This window comes from Polynucleobacter corsicus (genome assembly GCF_018688255.1).
Classification (GTDB): Bacteria; Pseudomonadota; Gammaproteobacteria; order Burkholderiales; family Burkholderiaceae; genus Polynucleobacter; species Polynucleobacter corsicus.
Window position 1 is genome coordinate 1761755 of the sequence record NZ_CP061314.1, and the last position, 17767, is coordinate 1779521.

Below are 17767 nucleotides of genomic sequence, written 5' to 3' on the forward strand. Positions count from 1 at the left end.
CTTGGAGTCAAGCTCACTTTTTGAGACGTTCGGTCAACTCCACCGCCTTACCTAAATAAGAAGATGGGGTCATCTCCAGTAACAGGGTTTTTGCATCGTCTGGAATCTTCAGGCCACGAATAAAGGTTTGTAAATCAGCCTGGTTGATACCTTTGCCACGAGTGAGCTCTTTGAGTTGCTCATACGGGTTCTCAATGCCGTAACGACGCATTACAGTTTGCACTGGCTCTGCCAATACTTCCCAGCACGCATCTAAGTCAGCAGCAATCGCCGCATGATTGACTTCTAACTTACCCAAGCCACGTAATGCGCTGTCATAAGCTAAAACGCTGTGGCCAAAGGCTGGGCCGAGGTTACGCAAGACGGTTGAATCAGTGAGGTCGCGCTGCCAGCGAGAAATTGGTAACTTCTCAGCAAGGTGGCGCAACAAGGCATTAGCTACGCCTAAGTTACCTTCAGAGTTTTCAAAGTCAATTGGGTTCACCTTATGCGGCATAGTTGAAGAACCAATCTCACCCGCTTTAGTGCGCTGCTTAAAGTAACCAATGGAAATGTACGCCCAGAAATCACGGTCCATATCCAACAAAATTGTGTTGGCGCGAGCAATCGCATCAAACAATTCAGCCATACCATCGTGCGGCTCAATTTGAATCGTGTAAGGATTAAAGGTAAGACCTAAGCGTTTCTCTACGACATTCTTAGAAAAGTTTTCCCAATCAAAATGAGGATAAGCGGATAAGTGAGCGTTGTAGTTACCAACGGCACCATTCATTTTTCCTAGGAGTGGAACTGCAGCAATCGTCGCAATCGCACGCTCTAAACGTTTGGCGATATTCGCCAACTCTTTGCCCAAAGTGCTTGGAGAGGCAGGTTGGCCGTGAGTGCGTGATAACAAAGGCACCTTAGCGTTCTCAATTGCCAAATCCGTTAATACGGAAAGTACTTTTCTGAGTTGTGGCAGTAGCACTTCATCACGAGCGCCACGCAACATCAAACCATGCGAAGTATTGTTGATATCTTCAGAGGTGCATGCAAAGTGAATAAATTCACTGGCCTTTAAGAGATCTGAGCGACCAGCTACTTTTTCTTTTAAGAAATACTCTACTGCTTTCACATCATGATTAGTGACTGCCTCGATATCCTTAATTCGTTGCGCATCGGCATCAGAGAAGTTTTCTGGCAAAGATAATAAGAAGGCTTCATCTGCAGCGCTAATTTTTGGCACATCTGGCAGTCCCGCAGAGGCCAAAGCCAATAACCAATGAATCTCTACAAACACGCGCTGTCGCATAAACGCAGCTTCGGATAACCAAGGCCTCAAGGCATCCAACTTGCCGGCATAGCGACCATCTAAAGGGGATAGTGCATTAAGAGTAGAAATCGGCTGACTCACGAATATTGCCTTTACATTGATTGTTTCAATAAAACCTGATTTTAATCGCTCTTAGGAGCAATTCAGTTTGAATGGCATCGCTATAATTGACCCATGAAACTTATCGGATCCCTCACTAGCCCCTACGTACGAAAAGTGCGCATTGTTTTCTTGGAAAAAAAGGTAGATTTAGACCTAGAACTCGAGAATGTCTGGGCTGCAGACACCAAAATAGCCCTCAACAACCCCTTAGGCAAAGTACCCTGCCTGCTTTTAGAGGACGGTGAGGCAATCTACGATTCGCGTGTGATTGCTGAGTACGCTGACACATTGAGCCCGGTGGGCAAACTTATCCCGACAGGCAGTCGTGAACGCGCTACCGTCAAAACCTGGGAAACCCTGGCTGATGGAGTAGAAGATGCAGGAATTTTGGCTCGCTTAGAAGTGACCTTGCGTCCACCTGAGCAACAGAGCCCAGCTTGGATTGAGCGTCAAATGGGCAAAATTAATGCCTCTCTTGCCCAAATGTCCCGTGAATTAGCTGAAAATGCCTGGTGCCACAGTAATCAGATGACTTTGGCTGACATTGCCGTCGGCTGCGCCTTGGGTTATCTGCTATTCCGCTTCCCCGATATCGCTTGGCAAGCGCAATACCCCAATTTAGATGCCTTGTATCAAAAGTTGATGCAAAGGCCTTCCTTCGCAGAAACAGCCCCACCAGCCGCCTAAATCAGGGCGCTGGCAGCTAAAAAGACTTAGGCGGAAATAATTCCGCCGCCTAAGCAAATATCCCCGTCGTACAAAACAGCAGACTGACCCGGAGTCACAGCCCATTGAGCTTCCGGAAAGGTCAACTCAAAACTCGCAGGCCCAGCGGCTCCGGCAGCCAGCGTACATGCTGAGTCTGCCTGACGATAGCGGATTTTTGCAGAGTACTGCCCTGGAGTAGGTGCAACTCCAGCAACCCAAGTAGCGTCAATCGTGGAAAGCTGATTGGCCAGTAGCCACGGATGCTCATGGCCTTGGGCGACATAGAGGGTGTTATTGGCTATATCTTTGCGCGCGACATACCAAGCATCTCCATTGCCGTCCTGACTGCCGCCTAGGCCTATACCCTTGCGCTGTCCCAGGGTGAAAAAGGCAAGGCCCATATGCTCGCCTACTGTTTTGCCCTCCGGGGTTTTAATGGGCCCTGGAGTTCGCGGTAGATAACGGTTTAAGAATTCGCGGAAAGGGCGCTCACCAATAAAGCAAATCCCTGTAGAGTCTTTTTTCGCGGCATTATGCAAGCCGATTTGCTCGGCAATCTTGCGCACTTCCGTCTTTGGAATCTCCCCTAAAGGAAAATGCACATTGGCCAATTGACTCTGGGTTAAGCGGTGCAAGAAATAGCTTTGGTCTTTACTGGCATCCAAGGCCTTCAAAAGCTGTACGCGACCACCCTCATGCCGAACCCGCGCATAGTGGCCTGTGGCAATGGCATCTGCGCCCAAACTCATGGCGTGGTCTAAAAAGGCTTTGAACTTAATTTCTGCATTACATAAAACATCTGGGTTGGGTGTCCTACCGGCAGCATATTCGCGTAAAAACTCCGCAAAAACGCGCTCACGGTACTCAGCAGCAAAGTTGACGGCCTCAACATCAATCCCAATGAGGTCGGCCACCGACACGACATCGAGCCAATCCTGACGTGCAGAGCAGTATTCATCGCTGTCATCGTCTTCCCAGTTTTTCATGAAAAGGCCAATGACTTCATAGCCTTGCTGCTTGAGCATCCAGGCTGCAACAGACGAATCTACCCCTCCAGACATCCCAACCACGACTTTGGAGTGTTTTGAAGCAGGTTTTGCGACAGAATTGAAGGGGATCATCAAAAAATGCGAGAATTCGTTATCAGCTAAAAAATCCATTGTAGAAGTCTTGCTCCAAATTTACGAGATTTGTGGCAAAACCAAATAAATGGCATTAAGGGTAAATAGATAGGTAGATTTTCACCTAACTAACTAAAATAGATTTTTTGAAAAATTTGCTTTTGGAGACATGCCATGCGCATAGGAGTACCGCTGGAAATTAGACACGGGGAAACTCGAGTTGCCGCCACACCGGAAACCGTTAAGAAACTGATTGGTCAAGGCCATACAGTTGTTATTCAAAAAGATGCGGGCGTTACAGCCAGCCAGCCTGACTCTGCCTATGAAGCTGTTGGCGCGACGATTGGTAGCGCAGCAGATGCCTTTAGTGCAGAGATCGTCCTAAAGGTGCGCGCACCTGAAGCGGCAGAACTCAAGCAAATTCAATCTGGTAGCGTGCTTATTGGCATGCTCGATCCATTTAATAACGACAACATCGCTGCGATGGCCGCCCAAGGTGTGACTGCATTCTCATTAGAGGCTGCTCCACGCACTACTCGTGCACAAAGCATGGACGTCTTGTCTTCACAAGCCAACATCGCAGGGTACAAAGCGGTGATGGTTGCTGCTAATGAGTATCAGCGCTTTATGCCGATGCTCATGACTGCAGCCGGAACCGTTAAAGCAGCACGCGTGCTGATCTTGGGCGCCGGTGTTGCTGGCCTCCAAGCCATTGCAACTGCAAAGCGTTTAGGTGCTGTGATCGAAGCATCTGACGTGCGCCCTGCTGCTAAAGAGCAAATTGAATCTCTTGGCGCTAAGTTTGTTGACGTTCCTTACGAAACAGATGAAGAGCGCGAAATCGCTAAAGGCGTTGGTGGCTATGCGCGCCCAATGCCAGAAGCTTGGATGAAACGTCAGGCAGCATTAGTTGCGGAACGTGCTCAACAAGCTGACATCGTCATCACAACCGCCTTGATTCCAGGTCGTAAGCCGCCAGTCTTATTGCACAGCGATACCGTTGCCAATATGAAACCCGGTTCGATCGTAATCGACTTAGCAGCTGGTCGTGGTGACAATGGATCAGGCAACTGTCCTTTGACCCAAGAAGACAAGATTGTTGAGAAAAACGGTGTGAAGATTATTGGTTACAGTAATCTCGCCAGCATGGTTGCTGCGGATGCCTCTGCTTTGTATGCGCGTAACTTGCTCGATTTCATGAAGCTGATCGTTGATCCAGAAGCGAAGTTAGTTATCCCAACCGATGACGACATCGTTACTGCTTGCCTCATGTGTCGTGACGGCCAGGCTATCCGTAAAAACTAATACAGAATATTTAAAGGAAACATCATGGATCTCGCTGCTTTTCAAAGCATCCTCACAGTCCAAAACATCACCGTGTTTGTTTTGGCCATTTTTGTTGGCTATCAAGTAGTTTGGAATGTCACTCCTGCATTGCATACCCCACTAATGGCAGTGACTAATGCTATCTCCGGAATCATTATTGTTGGCGCGTTACTGCAAACTGAAGTCATTGGTGGCGATGAGATTACTCTCACCAGCATCATCGGTGCAGTGGCCGTCTTCTTAGCGTCAATTAATATTTTTGGTGGCTTCATGGTCACCCGTCGCATGCTTGAAATGTTCAAGAAAAAAGCCCCTAAAGCTGATGCGACTGGAACTAAATAAAAACTAGAACAAGATCTATACAGAGACCACAATCATGTCAAACATAACCGCGATTTCCTACCTCATTTCATCGGTGCTCTTCATCCTCGCCTTGCGTGGATTATCTTCACCAACCACATCACGTCAAGGTAATACCTTCGGCATGATCGGCATGTTGCTTGCCGTGATCACCACCTTCATGATTCCTGACTTTAAGCCAGTCTTCTCATTGATTATTGGTGCGATTGTTGCAGGTGCAATCATTGGAATACTTGCTGCTAAACGTGTGCAAATGACCAAGATGCCAGAGCTCGTAGCGCTGATGCACTCTTTTGTTGGCTTATCAGCTGTATTGATTGCGATTGCAGCAGTATTTAATCCAGCCCAAGACCATACTGGTGCCCAAAAGATTGAACTCTTTATCGGTGCATTTATTGGTGCTATCACCTTTACTGCTTCTATTATTGCCTTTGGAAAATTGTCCGGTAAGGTCAGCGGTAAATCAGTGACCTTTGCTGGCCAGCACTTACTCAACCTCATTCTCGCAATTGCCATGGTTTCTGGTGGCGTCATGTACTTCATGACAGGTAGTCATGAAGCATTCTTAGTGATGTGTGCGATTGCCTTAGTGTTGGGCGTGACTTTGATCATCCCAATCGGCGGCGCAGATATGCCGGTGGTTGTGTCCATGCTCAACAGTTACTCTGGTTGGGCGGCTGCGGGTATTGGCTTCACATTAAACAATCCAGTATTGATTATTGCTGGTGCTTGCGTTGGCTCATCTGGCGCAATTCTGTCTTACATTATGTGTAAGGCAATGAACCGCTCCATTCTCGCCGTATTGCTTGGCGGCTTCGGTGCCGAAGCTTCTACTGGTGGCGCCGATGATGGTGGTCCAAAGAACTACAAAACTGGTTCACCAGAAGATGCTGCCTTCCTCATGGAGAATGCCGACACAGTGGTGATTGTTCCTGGCTACGGCTTGGCAGTTGCCCGCGCTCAGCACGCACTAAAAGAGTTGACAGAGAAGTTGACTCATCATGGCGTGACCGTAAAGTATGCGATTCATCCAGTAGCAGGTCGTATGCCTGGCCATATGAACGTGCTCTTGGCGGAAGCTGAAGTTCCTTACGATCAAGTGTTTGAGATGGAAGACATCAACAGCGACTTTGGTCAAGCTGATGTGGTGCTAGTGCTTGGTGCAAACGACGTGGTAAACCCTGCTGCTCGCACGCCAGGCAGCCCAATCTTTGGCATGCCAATTTTAGAAGCCTATAAAGCCAAAACCATCATCGTTAATAAACGTTCAATGGCTGCAGGTTATGCTGGCTTAGATAACGAACTCTTCTACATGGATAAAACCATGATGGTCTTCGGTGATGCGAAGAAGGTTGTTGAAGATATGGTGAAGTCCGTAAGTTAAATAGAAAATCATTTCTGTAAAAGACCGCCTTCGGGCGGTTTTTTATTGCATTAAGATATATAGGAACGCCTCTAGAGCGATAAAAATTATATTAATACGAGACAAAAAATGAAGATCAAAAAACACTTAATTTTAGTAATGGGTTTAATTTGGATTACGTCTGCTCAAGCTCAAAACGCCTATCCCAATAGACCGATTCAGATGATCATGCCGCTGCAGGCTGGAAGTGGTGTTGATATTTTGATGCGACCTATTGCGCAAAAGATGAGTGAAAACTTGGGACAGGCCATCACGATTGAAAACCTTCCTGGTGGCGCTGGTTTAATTGGAGCCACTAAGGTAGCTCAAGCCAATGCAGAGGGCTATGTACTAGGTGCATTTAATGACAGTATCTTGACGATGCTACCTAATCTGCATAAGAAAATTGACTACGATTCTATTCAAAGTTTTGTGCCAGTTTCTGAAGTAGCTGCAATCACTTTCGTAATGGTAGCCAACCCAGCCTTTCCAGGAAACACAGCTGCAGACTTAGTTCGCATCGCTAAAGAAAACCCAGGGAAAATTGATTACGCCTCGGGTGGCAATGGCTCACCACAGCATATTGGCATGGAGATCTTTCGTCAGTACACAGGCGCACCATTAGTTCACATCCCCTATCGTGGTGCGGCAGCAGCAGTAACCGATGTCATGGCAGGACAGGTGCCTATGATGATTAGCGCTTTATCTGTTGTGCTTCCACATATTCGATCGGGAAAGCTAAAGGTGTTAGGCATTACCAGCAAAATGCGTTCACCTTTACTGCCAAATGCGCCGACTGTCAGCGAGAGTGTTAAAGGCTATGAGTTCTCTACCTGGGGTGCGATTGTCGCGCCTAAGGGCACATCACCGGTAGTCGTTACCAAGCTGAATGATTCATTGGCTCTGGCATTAAAAGATCAGAAGTTGCGTGATCAGTTAATACAGCAAGGTTTTGAATTGGCACCTCTGAGCCCCGAACATCTCAAAGAAATGATTGCACAAGGCCTAGTGAAGATGAAAAAAGTAATTAAAGATGGTGGCATTCAGCCCGACTGACCTCATTAAGTAACATCATTTCCCCAATAAAAAGGCTAGCAATTGCTAGCCTTTTTGCCGAGTAAGATGAATTAAATGATTAGCCTCTCTTTTTATACTCCTTGCGACTTCAGATACTTCGCGCGCATTGGACGCAGGACAAAGAAAGCAAGAATAGCAGCCGTTGCATCTAAAGCGATCATGATTGCAAATACCGGGATCCAGCTCTCGGTTACGCCATGAATATAAGCTGCAATCGGGCCGCCAATGATGGAGCCTACACCTTGAGCCATGTACAAGAAACCATAGTTAGTTGTTGCATGCTTTTGACCAAAAGTATCTGTCAAAGTTGATGGAAACAAAGAGAAAATCTCGCCCCAACCAAAGAACACAATACCTGACAAGATCACGAACATCACAGGGTCAGAACGTGTCATTACCCAGAAAAACATCGCTACTGCCTCAAGACCAAAGGCAATAGTCATTGTGTACTCACGACCGATCTTATCCGAAACCCAACCAAATAATGGGCGAGTTAAGCCGTTGGTTACACGGTCAATAGTCAATGCCAAAGGCAAGGCAGCCATTCCAAAAACCATTGCCGTAGTAATTCCAAAATCTTTTGCAAATGCGCCCATCTGCGAAATTACCATCAGACCAGATGTAGACATCATCGACATCATCAAGAACATCAACCAAAAAACTGGAGTCTTCAGCATTACCTTAGGAGCGATTCCTGATGCAGCCGCTTCAATCTGGCCGGCAGTCTGAACGCGGTCAGCGTGAGGTACGCGAATACCTTGCGCAGCTAACAAGCCTACAGCGCCAATAATGTATCCAAAGAAAGTTAATGTGCCTTGTAAGCCAGTTTCAGTAAGACTAGTAGCAATTGGAAAGGTTGTTAAGAGCGCACCGATGCCGTATCCAGCGGCAACCATGCCTACTGCAAAGCCACGGTTATTTGGGAACCAACGAACCATGAGGCCTACAACGCCGATGTAAACAATACCGGTACCCAAACCACCGAGCACACCATAAGTAATGTAAAGATTGGAAACAGTTGTGAGGTTAGCTGAAAGCACCCAGCTTAGACCAGTCAGAATCGTACCAATGGACAGTAAAAGGCGTGGGCCAAACTTATCAACTAAATAGCCTTGAAAAGGCGAGAAGAAAGTTTGCAACACAATTAAAATCGAAAAAGTTACCTGCAACTCAGTCAGAGTCACACCAAGTTGGCCCATGATAGGTTTAGTAAATAGCGCCCAGACATACTGGGGGCTTGAAATCGACATCATGCAAATGACGCCAAGGGCAAGCTGCACCCATTTGGACTTCAGGGGGTTAGTGCTAGCAGGTGCTGCACTCATTGTTGTTGTACTCATACTTGTCTCCTTATTTAAACTACTGGAATTGCTAAAAACAACTTAGTAATTCATTATGTTCTTGGAGGCTCGAAAGGTTTACGCTCAAATCACCGCTTTGGTGCAGACCGCATTAACTTGATGAACCAACTTGCACCAATAAAAAAACGCCTGGTCTTTTGAACCAGGCGTTTTAGTTTCTGCAGCTAGATAGCTGAGGAAGTGCGCAGCAATTACATCATGCCGCCCATTCCACCCATACCACCCATGCCACCCATATCAGGCATGCCACCAGCGGAATCATCCTTTGGGGCTTCGCAGATTGCGCAATCGGTAGTCAACAATAGAGCTGCAACAGATGCGGCATTAACTAATGCAGTTTTTGTTACCTTAGTTGGGTCGATCACACCTTGAGCTACGAGGTCGCCGTATTCACCAGTTGCTGCGTTGTAACCGTTATTGCCTTTGCTAGCCAATACCGCATTCACAACTACGCTAGCTTCATCGCCAGCGTTAGAAACGATGATACGGATTGGCTCTTCCATTGCACGCAATACGATACTGATACCAGCGTCTTGATCGGGATTATCGCCCTTAAGACCTTTGATACCTTGCATTGCGCGTAATAAAGCAACGCCACCGCCAGGAACAATACCTTCTTCAACCGCTGCACGAGTTGCGTGCAATGCATCATCAACGCGGTCTTTCTTTTCTTTCATTTCTACTTCGGTAGCAGCACCAACACGAATTACTGCAACACCGCCTGCCAATTTGGCAACGCGCTCTTGCAATTTCTCTTTGTCGTAGTCGCTAGTTGCTTCTTCGATCTGAACACGGATGTTCTTCACGCGCGCTTCGATTGCTTTAGCATCGCCAGCACCATCAATAATGATGGTATTTTCTTTGCCAATTTCGATACGCTTAGCTTGACCTAAGTGCTCAAGAGTTGTTTTCTCGAGTGTGAGGCCAATTTCTTCAGCGATTACTGTACCGCCAGTCAAGATTGCAATATCTTCCAACATGGCTTTACGACGATCGCCAAATCCTGGGGCCTTAACAGCACAAGTCTTGATGATGCCGCGAATGTTGTTCACAACTAAAGTTGCCAAGGCTTCGCCTTCAACATCTTCTGCAATGATCAACAATGGACGACCAGACTTAGCTACTTGTTCGAGCACTGGGAGCAAATCACGAATGTTGCTAACTTTCTTGTCAAACAAGAGAACGTATGGCGTTTCTAATATGGCAACTTGCTTTTCAGGTTGGTTAATGAAGTATGGGGAGAGGTAACCGCGGTCAAACTGCATACCTTCAACAACTTCAAGCTCATCTTCCAAAGACTTACCATCTTCAACAGTAATAACACCTTCTTTGCCTACTTTTTCCATTGCTTCAGCAATACGCTGACCAATGCTTTGGTCGCTATTAGCCGAGATAGAGCCGACTTGAGCGATTTCTTTAGTAGTTGTGCAAGGCTTGCTTATTTTCTTAAGCTCTTCGAGTGCCGCTGTAACTGCTTTGTCGATACCACGCTTCAAGTCCATTGGATTGTGGCCTGATACTACGTATTTCATGCCTTCGCGAACGATAGACTGAGCTAATACAGTAGCGGTAGTAGTACCGTCACCAGCGATGTCATTGGTTTTAGAAGCAACTTCCTTCACCATCTGAGCACCCATGTTCTGGAGCTTGTCTTTAAGTTCGATTTCTTTTGCTACGGATACACCATCTTTAGTGATGATTGGGCCGCCAAATGAACGCTCGATAACCACATTACGACCCTTTGGTCCTAAAGTTACTTTTACTGCGTTTGCGAGAATATTGACGCCTTCTACCATCTTGGTACGGGCGCTATCTCCAAATACAACGTCTTTTGCTGCCATGATTGAATTCCTTTCTTAGGTACTAATTACTTCTGCACAACGGCCATGATGTCTTCTTCGCGCATAACGAGAAGCTCATCGCTGCCGACCTTAACTGTTTGACCTGCATATTTGCCGAATAACACGCGATCGCCAACTTTGACGTCTGGTGCGTTCAACTTACCGCTGTCATCACGCTTGCCTGGGCCAACTGCCAATACTTCGCCTTGATCCGGCTTTTCAGCAGCAGCATCCGGAATAATGATTCCAGAGGCAGTTTTTGATTCTTGATCTAAACGTTTAATGATTACGCGATCATGTAAAGGACGCAGATTCATTCCTTCTCCTATGTTAGTAAGTGTTAACTAATTAAAAAACCAATATAAATCAATATGTTGCATTCTCTTAACACGAAAGTAACAAGCTTTTCAGCTGAATAAGCCTGTTTTAGCACTCACGTGTAGGGAGTGCTGATTATATAGGCCTGATTCCAGGGAATTCAAGGGCAAATTCACCTTAAATTTCAAAAGAGTCTCCCACTCTTTCTATAATGGAGGCAGGCGAGTAGGTAAATTCCTACACACAAATAAGCCTTAAGCCCTTACTCCTCCAATCCGTCCTGCCTAGACTGACTGTTCAATGATTGGAGAATGCTGATGAGCCCGAAATCCCGGCTGTACACGCTTGTAAAGGCTTGGAAGAACAAACCCTTCCATGAAGTACGCGATGCCTGCGGCCAGCCCTGGCTTGGTCTTAGTGGCGAAGCGCTAGAAGAACACCAATCCTGGTCCCAGCGACAAGCGATTAGTAACGAACCCATCTTTAATAGCCAAGGAACTAAGCTGACAAGCTCTTTATTTCGACCATTACTGACCGCCACCGACTCGCAGCTCCTCAGATTGTTCATGGAGGGCTTAGACACTATTACGTATTGGTACCGCAGCGGTCGCTTTATTCCGGGCATCTTACCTATGCCAGCACAGCATCTCGCATCCAGTAGTTTTATAGATGCTTTAAGTGACCTGATTCTGAACTCACGACTCCCTGTTGGTCTAGTGAGCTTGGGAATTCACAAATTCAAGGATGCTGACTCCATGGAATCTTGCATGGAAGGTTTATTGCGAATGCGTCGTCTGGGCGTTCTGAACCATCTGCTGGATTTTTCGGGCTCGAGCGCAGAAATCCGCTGGGTAGAAGAGATCGAGCCTGAGGGCATTCATATTGAGATGGGGCAATTTCGAGCCGATGGCTTGCCAGATGAAATGATTTCCCTTGGCGAGAAATTCCACGCCCAAATTTATGCCAGCAACATCACCCTGGTGAAGGATTTAGAAAATGTCATGGCAATGGGGGCACACCATAGCTATGGCGGACTCATGATGCCACCAGTAAGCCGACATCAAATGCTACACATGAGCGATAGCCGTATCGCCAAGGCCATTTTTTCGCTGCACCCTCATAAAACCCAAAACGGAGACAAGTAATGAGAAAACGCGTGATGTTGGTGGATGACCATCCAGCTATGCTGATGGCATTAAAAAGTATGTTGCAAGATCAATTGCTTTTTGAGATCGCAGGACAGGCGCAGCATGGTGAAGAGTGCCTACGCTCAATCAAAGAGGTCAATCCGAACATGGTGATCCTAGATTTAGATATGCCAAAGACGGATGGCTTTGATGTTATCCGTAGGATTGGCTTAATGCATCCAGAGGTTCGTATTCTGGTTCTATCTAGCCTAGATGAAGCGGTCTATGGTGGCAGAGTACGTTCCCTGGGTGCGCATGGTTTTGTGAACAAGACTGCTGGGGCTGATGTCATTTTGGCCGCCTGCGTTGCCATCTCACAGGGCTATACCTTCTTCACTCATGGAAAGAACGGCAATACCTCTCTGAGCGATAACGATAAATTGGCATTGATATCGGATCGTGAGCTACAAGTCATGAAGTATCTTGGCAAAGGCAACACCAACCAACAGATATCAGATCTACTGCACATTAGCAATAAGACAGTAGCAACGTACAAGACCAGAGTCTTTGACAAACTAGGTATTAACAATATTGCTGATTTGATCCTGTTCTGCCGCATGAACAACATCATCGAAAGCTAAGTAGCGCATGCATCGATTCATATTGAAAAAAGTATTTACACTCTGCTTTATCTATGCAGGTTTGGCGCATGCCGAGCCCTTTAGTGCTTCAGAGCAATCATGGATCGATGCCCATCCAGTGGTGCGATTTAGTATTCACGAAAAATACGCAAATTATCTAAAGCCGTCCAGCGAACGAAAGGGTGCAGTACCCTTTTTAGCACTGCTATCAAAAATAGAAGAGTGCACACGACAGCAATATGTCCCAGTATGGAGAAAATCGGATCAAGAGGGTTTAAAGCAGCTCAGTAAGGGCGAGGTGGATTTCATGATCGATCCACCAAATATTAACAAGCACGTATTGAAATTTGGCTCTTTATCTGATGCTATCTTTTGGGGGCACGATGCCATCGTTACCAAAGCCTCAAGCACACTAGATTCACCCAATACAAAGATTGCTTACTTTGATCGAGGTCTTGAAAATTCGCCCTCCGATATTAATGGCCACAGTGAGCATAAGCAAACACAATCCCCCACTCGCTTAATTCAATCCCTCATTAAAAATGAGATCGAGGCACTCGTCATGCCCATACGCCTGGCACAGCTACTGATTCGTGAAACCCAAAATTCAGATCTCAAAATAGATGGTCTATATAGTCGTGATCCATTTGCCTATCGCTGGCTCATCTCAGACCAGGATGCCCCACTACACGATGTACTAAACCACTTTCTAAAAGACTTAGATCCCATTGCATCACGCCAAATTTTTGCCTTAGGGGATGAATCCAAACCAAGAACCACCATACTGCCATGGCTGAGCGCTATCTTGATCTTTATTATTGGTGGAGCAATGTTTTATCAGCTCCAAAGAAAGTATTTTCATCAGAAGCGAACCGCTCTGGAATTGCTTCACTCAAAAGAGCTAGCTGAAAAAGCGAACGCCGCTAAGTCTGCCTTTCTGGCCACCATGAGCCATGAAATTCGTACGCCGATGAATGCCATCTTAGGCGTTCAAGAGCTACTGCTTGGTAGCGCGCAATTTCCTAAGAAAGATAAACCTCTATTAAAGAGTGCTCAGGCTTCCGCCGAATCTCTTTTGGGTATGCTCAATCAAGTATTAGATATTTCTAAGATTGAAGCCGGCAAACTCACCCTCAACCTAGAGCCTTGCAATCCACATCAATTGATTATGGATATTCATGCGGCATTTTCTACAGTAGCTAAAAAACAGAATCTGCTACTCCACACTACGATTGATCCTAGACTTGCAGAAGTTCTCATGATTGATTCTTTACGTCTGCGACAAGTGTTGCAGAATTTACTTAGCAATGCGATTAAGTTCACTGCTGAAGGTGAGGTGTACTTTTCTATTAGCGTCCTCGCCGATGATCATGCTGGCCAATTGCTTGAGTTCAGAGTGATTGATACTGGAGCAGGCATGGGGAGCGACCAGATCAAATTGGCTCTGCAAGCTTTTGAGCAATTACCAGCTACACAAGAGTCTTACCTATCAGAGCAAATGAGGGGGACAGGTCTTGGGCTTACCATCACCAATCATTTAGTTAATTCTATGAACAGCCATCTTTATTTTGAGAGCGCGCCAGGCTTTGGAAGCAATGTCCACTTTTCGGTGGCCTTTCCTAGAACCAGCATTGCTGCCGCACAAGCTCCAGGTTTTGATTCGCTCAGACCATCATCTAAGAACTTAATATCAAAAAGGCCGGGTCGAAACAATTCTCTCATTCATGCTTTAGTAGTTGAAGACCACCCAGCTAGTCGGCAAATTTTGTCCTTGCAGTTAGAAGCGCTTGGTATCAGTGCTTGCGTGTGTGAGAGTGCCACTGCAGCGCTAGAGTTGATGCGAGATAATCATTTTGATCTCATGCTCACAGATCAATCCATGCCTGGAATGCAAGGCTCTGAGCTAGCTAAACAAATCCGATCACTAGGTAATCGTGACTTAATCATTATTGGCGTCACTGCAGATATTTATGCACTAGACTCTCGCCATCAATTTTTATCTTCTGGCATGAATGGCGTACTCATCAAACCATTAAGTTTGGGAGCACTTGAGAATGAACTCATGCGCTACTTTGAATCTAGCCAAGGCTCGGTCTCTACTTCTGAGCCCTATTCGTTTGATGCCTTCTCTAATCTCATCAAAAATGATCCCCACCAAATCATCGTGATCTTGGAGGAAATTGAGAAGGTCCACCTCGATACCCTGGATCAACTGCAATTGGATGGCAATCAAGCCCTAATGGATGAAGTCCATTTTCAAAGTCTAGTTCATAAAGTCAAGGGCGGGGCACAACTGTTGGAAGCTACTAAATTTATCCATGCCTGCGAGTCACTGGAAGTTGATGGGGCACTTACAGAGCGCATTGAGAGATTCATCGCCCTTCTAAAAGAGCAAAACCAAACTATCGTGACTTACAAGAAAAAATATCGATAGTCATAGACTGGTGAGCTTCAAGGTTTATCCTATGGGAAATGCGACCCAAATCCTCTTCGCTCACCCTCATCACTCTGCTGGCCTTTTTATGGGCTAGCCTGATTACTTGCCAAGCTCAATCCGTTGACCTAGTTTCTCAAAATACTGCCCTTCAGTACATTCCGAAGGCGGTAGCCACCAGTCTTGAAAAAAGCCAGATCCCTACAGAAGCAATCAGCATTTCAGTGGTAGAAATAGCGCCAGGCCGACCAGGGAAAATAACAGCAAAAACTGAAGTAGATTGGCGCTCGAAGCAGGCAATGAATCCCGCATCCACCATGAAACTGCTGACTACGCTTACCGGTCTAGATGTACTGGGACCGCAATATCGTTGGCGCACTAATGTCTATACCGATGGACTTATTCGTCAGGGCACCCTCAAAGGTAATTTGTATTTGCAAGGTACTGGTGATCCAAAACTAGTCCCTGAAGAAATGGTCAAAATGATGAAGGCCTTACAAAATCTGGGTATTCAGAAAATTGATGGTAATTTATTTTTTGATAGAAGTGCCTATGCTCCCAATATCATGGAGCACAACACGATTGATGGGGAATCCTTGCGCGCCTATAACGTGCCGCCAGATCCTCTGTTGTACGCTTTTAGAACCCTCTCATTTCAATTGGGCAAATCGCGTACTGCAGACTTTATTGATATTAGCTACACACCTCCGCTCTCTCAGCTCAAGGTGATCAATCAAATGCAACTGGTCGATCAATCATGTGATAGCTGGAAAAGTAATATTCGTTTTAACCTAGATCCCGAAGGTGGAATCGTCAATACCAACCAACTCCTCACCGCTCAGTTTTCGGGGAGCTTCCCAAATAGCTGTAAGGGTGTGAATTACAACGTCGTTGCTTTAGATGCCAATACTTTTCTTACGCAGGGATTCGCTGCGGCCTGGGAGCTGGCTGGCGGAACTTGGGCTCAAGCCCCTACTGGAAAATCTGCTTCTGTTCCTTTAGCGTCGAGACTGCTGCTGCAGTTTGAGGGCATTTCTTTGGCTGATGACGTACAAGACATCAATAAATATTCCAATAACGTGATGGCCAGGCAACTCATGTTGACTCTGGCCCTAGAGAAAATGGGCAAACCGGCAACCACTGAAAATGGTGAGCTCGTGATTCAGAGTTGGCTAAAAGGATTAGGGCTTCAGTTCCCAGAACTTGTCATTGAAAATGGCTCCGGTCTATCTCGCAATGAAGCAATCTCTGCAGAACATTTAACGCAATTATTGGTCGCTGCTCGCAATCTATCTGTAGCAGATACTTTCTATAACAGCCTGCCGATTGCTGGGACAGATGGCACGATGCGCAATCGCCTCATGGCACATTTACGAAAGTTTCTGTATTCAAAGAAGAAGCCCGAAGCCCGCATCAAAACAGGTTCGCTTGCCGATGTCAGGGCAATATCCGGCTATGTTATGAGTAAGTCTGGAAAGATGTATGCCGTGACCTCATTCATCAACCACCCCAATGCCTGGAGAGGTTTAGAGGCACATGATCAACTACTGGCGTGGTTACTTAATGATGGCCCAGAACCAAAACACGCACGCTGAAGTCGATCCCGAACTCCATCCCACTCCTCGCCTGCTGGCGGCTCCGGAAATAAAATGAGGTCCCAAGCCTGTTGATCCAAATCACGCAGAGAACGATATAAGCGACTAGCAAAGGCAGCGCTATTACTGGGCACAACAAACTCTTCAAAATGTACTGATGGATGCCCATCTTCACCTAATGAAGAATCTGAATCCCAAACCGCAACCGCTACCCGTGACTTGATATCTGGAAACTCACTCAGAGCATCCAAGACTCTACCTGGGGCATACATTCTTAATGGAGTAGTAGGGGCGTAGTGGGCACGGAGACTGCCAGAGACCCTCGGTACATCACCGCCCTGCTCTATTGAACTACTTTCACCAGGTAAATAGACTTTGATGCCCGTCTTAGAAAGAATTTCTCCTGGAGTAATGAGTCCTGGGCGCAATAACACTGGGTGATCGCCAGAAGATAAATCCAGGATGGTCGACTCAATCCCCACTTCGCAATCGCCGCCGTCCAAAATCATGAGATCCAATATGCCTTCAAACTCACTGCGGACATCAGCGGCACTAGTTGGCGATACTTTTCCAAAACGGTTCGCCGAAGGCGCAACCACCCCGCACTTAAATTTACGGAGTAACTCTTTTGCAATCGGGTGAGCCGGTGCCCGAATGGCTACTGTATCTTGACCACCGGTCAGCTCATTCAAAACGCTTTTATCTTTCTTAAAGACTAAGCTTAGTGGACCTGGCCAAAAAGTATTAATCAGCTTTAATGCATCTTCCGATAAATCCCTTACCCAAGGCGTTAGCACCGGCACCCAATCCACTTGAGCCTGATCGAACTTATCCGGGGCTGCTAAGTGAAGAATGAGTGGGTGATTGGAAGGTCTACCTTTGGCAGTAAAAATTTGTTTGATTGCATCAGGGTTCTTTGCATCTGCCCCTAAGCCATAAACGGTCTCAGTCGGAAAGGCGACCAAGCCACCATCTCGCAAAGTTTGTACTGCTTCGTTAATTACCGCAGATGAATGCAGTGCGCTACTGTCACTGGACATTG

At 46.4% G+C, this 17767-nt stretch carries 15 protein-coding genes; 9 read left to right on the plus strand and 6 right to left on the minus strand.

Annotated elements, in window-relative coordinates; translation table 11 throughout:
- Window positions 1-13 precede the first annotated feature (13 nt).
- On the minus strand, window positions 14-1393 hold the full coding sequence (gene purB / locus C2747_RS09070; RefSeq protein ID WP_215331431.1) for an adenylosuccinate lyase: 1380 nt from the start codon (window positions 1391-1393) through the stop codon (window positions 14-16).
- A 93-nt stretch (window positions 1394-1486) separates the two neighbouring features.
- On the opposite strand from purB, the gene C2747_RS09075 reads away from it, so the two are divergent.
- Window positions 1487-2101, plus strand: coding sequence for a glutathione S-transferase C-terminal domain-containing protein (locus tag C2747_RS09075; protein ID WP_215331433.1), 615 nt, complete (start codon window positions 1487-1489; stop codon window positions 2099-2101).
- A 26-nt stretch (window positions 2102-2127) separates the two neighbouring features.
- Here the strand turns inward: C2747_RS09075 and mnmA are convergent, their stop codons facing one another.
- Window positions 2128-3243, minus strand: coding sequence for a tRNA 2-thiouridine(34) synthase MnmA (gene mnmA, locus C2747_RS09080; RefSeq protein WP_215333153.1), 1116 nt, complete (start codon window positions 3241-3243; stop codon window positions 2128-2130).
- Window positions 3244-3417: 174 nt separating this feature from the next.
- Between mnmA and C2747_RS09085 the strand changes: the two genes are divergently transcribed.
- The 4 genes from C2747_RS09085 (at window position 3418) to C2747_RS09100 (ending at window position 7387) form a co-directional block, all read left to right on the plus strand.
- Window positions 3418-4548, plus strand: a complete 1131-nt coding sequence (locus C2747_RS09085) for a Re/Si-specific NAD(P)(+) transhydrogenase subunit alpha (RefSeq protein ID WP_215331435.1) — start codon at window positions 3418-3420, stop codon at window positions 4546-4548.
- A 24-nt stretch (window positions 4549-4572) separates the two neighbouring features.
- Window positions 4573-4911, plus strand: a complete 339-nt coding sequence (locus tag C2747_RS09090; protein ID WP_215305241.1) for a proton-translocating transhydrogenase family protein — start codon at window positions 4573-4575, stop codon at window positions 4909-4911.
- A gap of 34 nt (window positions 4912-4945) precedes the next feature.
- On the plus strand, window positions 4946-6313 hold the full coding sequence (locus C2747_RS09095) for an NAD(P)(+) transhydrogenase (Re/Si-specific) subunit beta (protein WP_215331437.1): 1368 nt from the start codon (window positions 4946-4948) through the stop codon (window positions 6311-6313).
- Between the two features lie 108 nt (window positions 6314-6421).
- Window positions 6422-7387, plus strand: coding sequence for a Bug family tripartite tricarboxylate transporter substrate binding protein (locus tag C2747_RS09100; RefSeq protein WP_215331439.1), 966 nt, complete (start codon window positions 6422-6424; stop codon window positions 7385-7387).
- A 92-nt stretch (window positions 7388-7479) separates the two neighbouring features.
- On the opposite strand, the gene oxlT is transcribed toward C2747_RS09100, so the two are convergent.
- The 3 genes from oxlT to C2747_RS09115 all read right to left on the minus strand — a co-directional run bounded on the left by oxlT (window position 7480) and on the right by C2747_RS09115 (window position 10927).
- Window positions 7480-8748 carry an oxalate/formate MFS antiporter gene (gene oxlT / locus C2747_RS09105; protein WP_251374749.1) on the minus strand — a complete coding sequence of 423 codons (1269 nt, stop codon included), beginning with the start codon at window positions 8746-8748 and terminating at the stop codon, window positions 7480-7482.
- A 212-nt stretch (window positions 8749-8960) separates the two neighbouring features.
- Window positions 8961-10610 carry a chaperonin GroEL gene (groL, locus tag C2747_RS09110; RefSeq protein WP_215331441.1) on the minus strand — a complete coding sequence of 550 codons (1650 nt, stop codon included), beginning with the start codon at window positions 10608-10610 and terminating at the stop codon, window positions 8961-8963.
- Between the two features lie 26 nt (window positions 10611-10636).
- Window positions 10637-10927: a co-chaperone GroES gene (locus C2747_RS09115; protein WP_015421939.1), complete on the minus strand. Its 291-nt coding sequence runs from the start codon at window positions 10925-10927 to the stop codon at window positions 10637-10639.
- Window positions 10928-11245: 318 nt separating this feature from the next.
- On the opposite strand from C2747_RS09115, the gene C2747_RS09120 reads away from it, so the two are divergent.
- The 4 genes from C2747_RS09120 to dacB are packed head-to-tail and all read left to right on the plus strand — an operon-like array spanning window position 11246 to window position 16725.
- A complete protein-coding gene (locus C2747_RS09120) occupies window positions 11246-12073 on the plus strand; it encodes a diguanylate phosphodiesterase (RefSeq protein ID WP_215331443.1) in 828 nt (275 codons plus the stop codon).
- The gene (locus tag C2747_RS09125; RefSeq protein WP_046330786.1) at window positions 12073-12696 is read left to right on the plus strand and encodes a response regulator transcription factor; all 624 of its coding nucleotides are present in this window, start codon (window positions 12073-12075) and stop codon (window positions 12694-12696) included. Before C2747_RS09120 ends, C2747_RS09125 begins: the two co-directional genes overlap by 1 nt.
- 7 nt (window positions 12697-12703) lie before the next feature.
- Complete coding sequence (locus C2747_RS09130) at window positions 12704-15130, plus strand: response regulator (RefSeq protein ID WP_215331445.1); 2427 nt, start codon at window positions 12704-12706, stop codon at window positions 15128-15130.
- Window positions 15131-15168: 38 nt separating this feature from the next.
- On the plus strand, window positions 15169-16725 hold the full coding sequence (gene dacB / locus C2747_RS09135; RefSeq protein WP_215331447.1) for a D-alanyl-D-alanine carboxypeptidase/D-alanyl-D-alanine endopeptidase: 1557 nt from the start codon (window positions 15169-15171) through the stop codon (window positions 16723-16725).
- Here the strand turns inward: dacB and C2747_RS09140 are convergent.
- Window positions 16671-17765 carry an L-threonylcarbamoyladenylate synthase gene (locus C2747_RS09140; RefSeq protein WP_215331449.1) on the minus strand — a complete coding sequence of 365 codons (1095 nt, stop codon included), beginning with the start codon at window positions 17763-17765 and terminating at the stop codon, window positions 16671-16673. The genes dacB and C2747_RS09140 overlap by 55 nt on opposite strands.
- Between the last annotated feature and the right edge of the window lie 2 nt (window positions 17766-17767).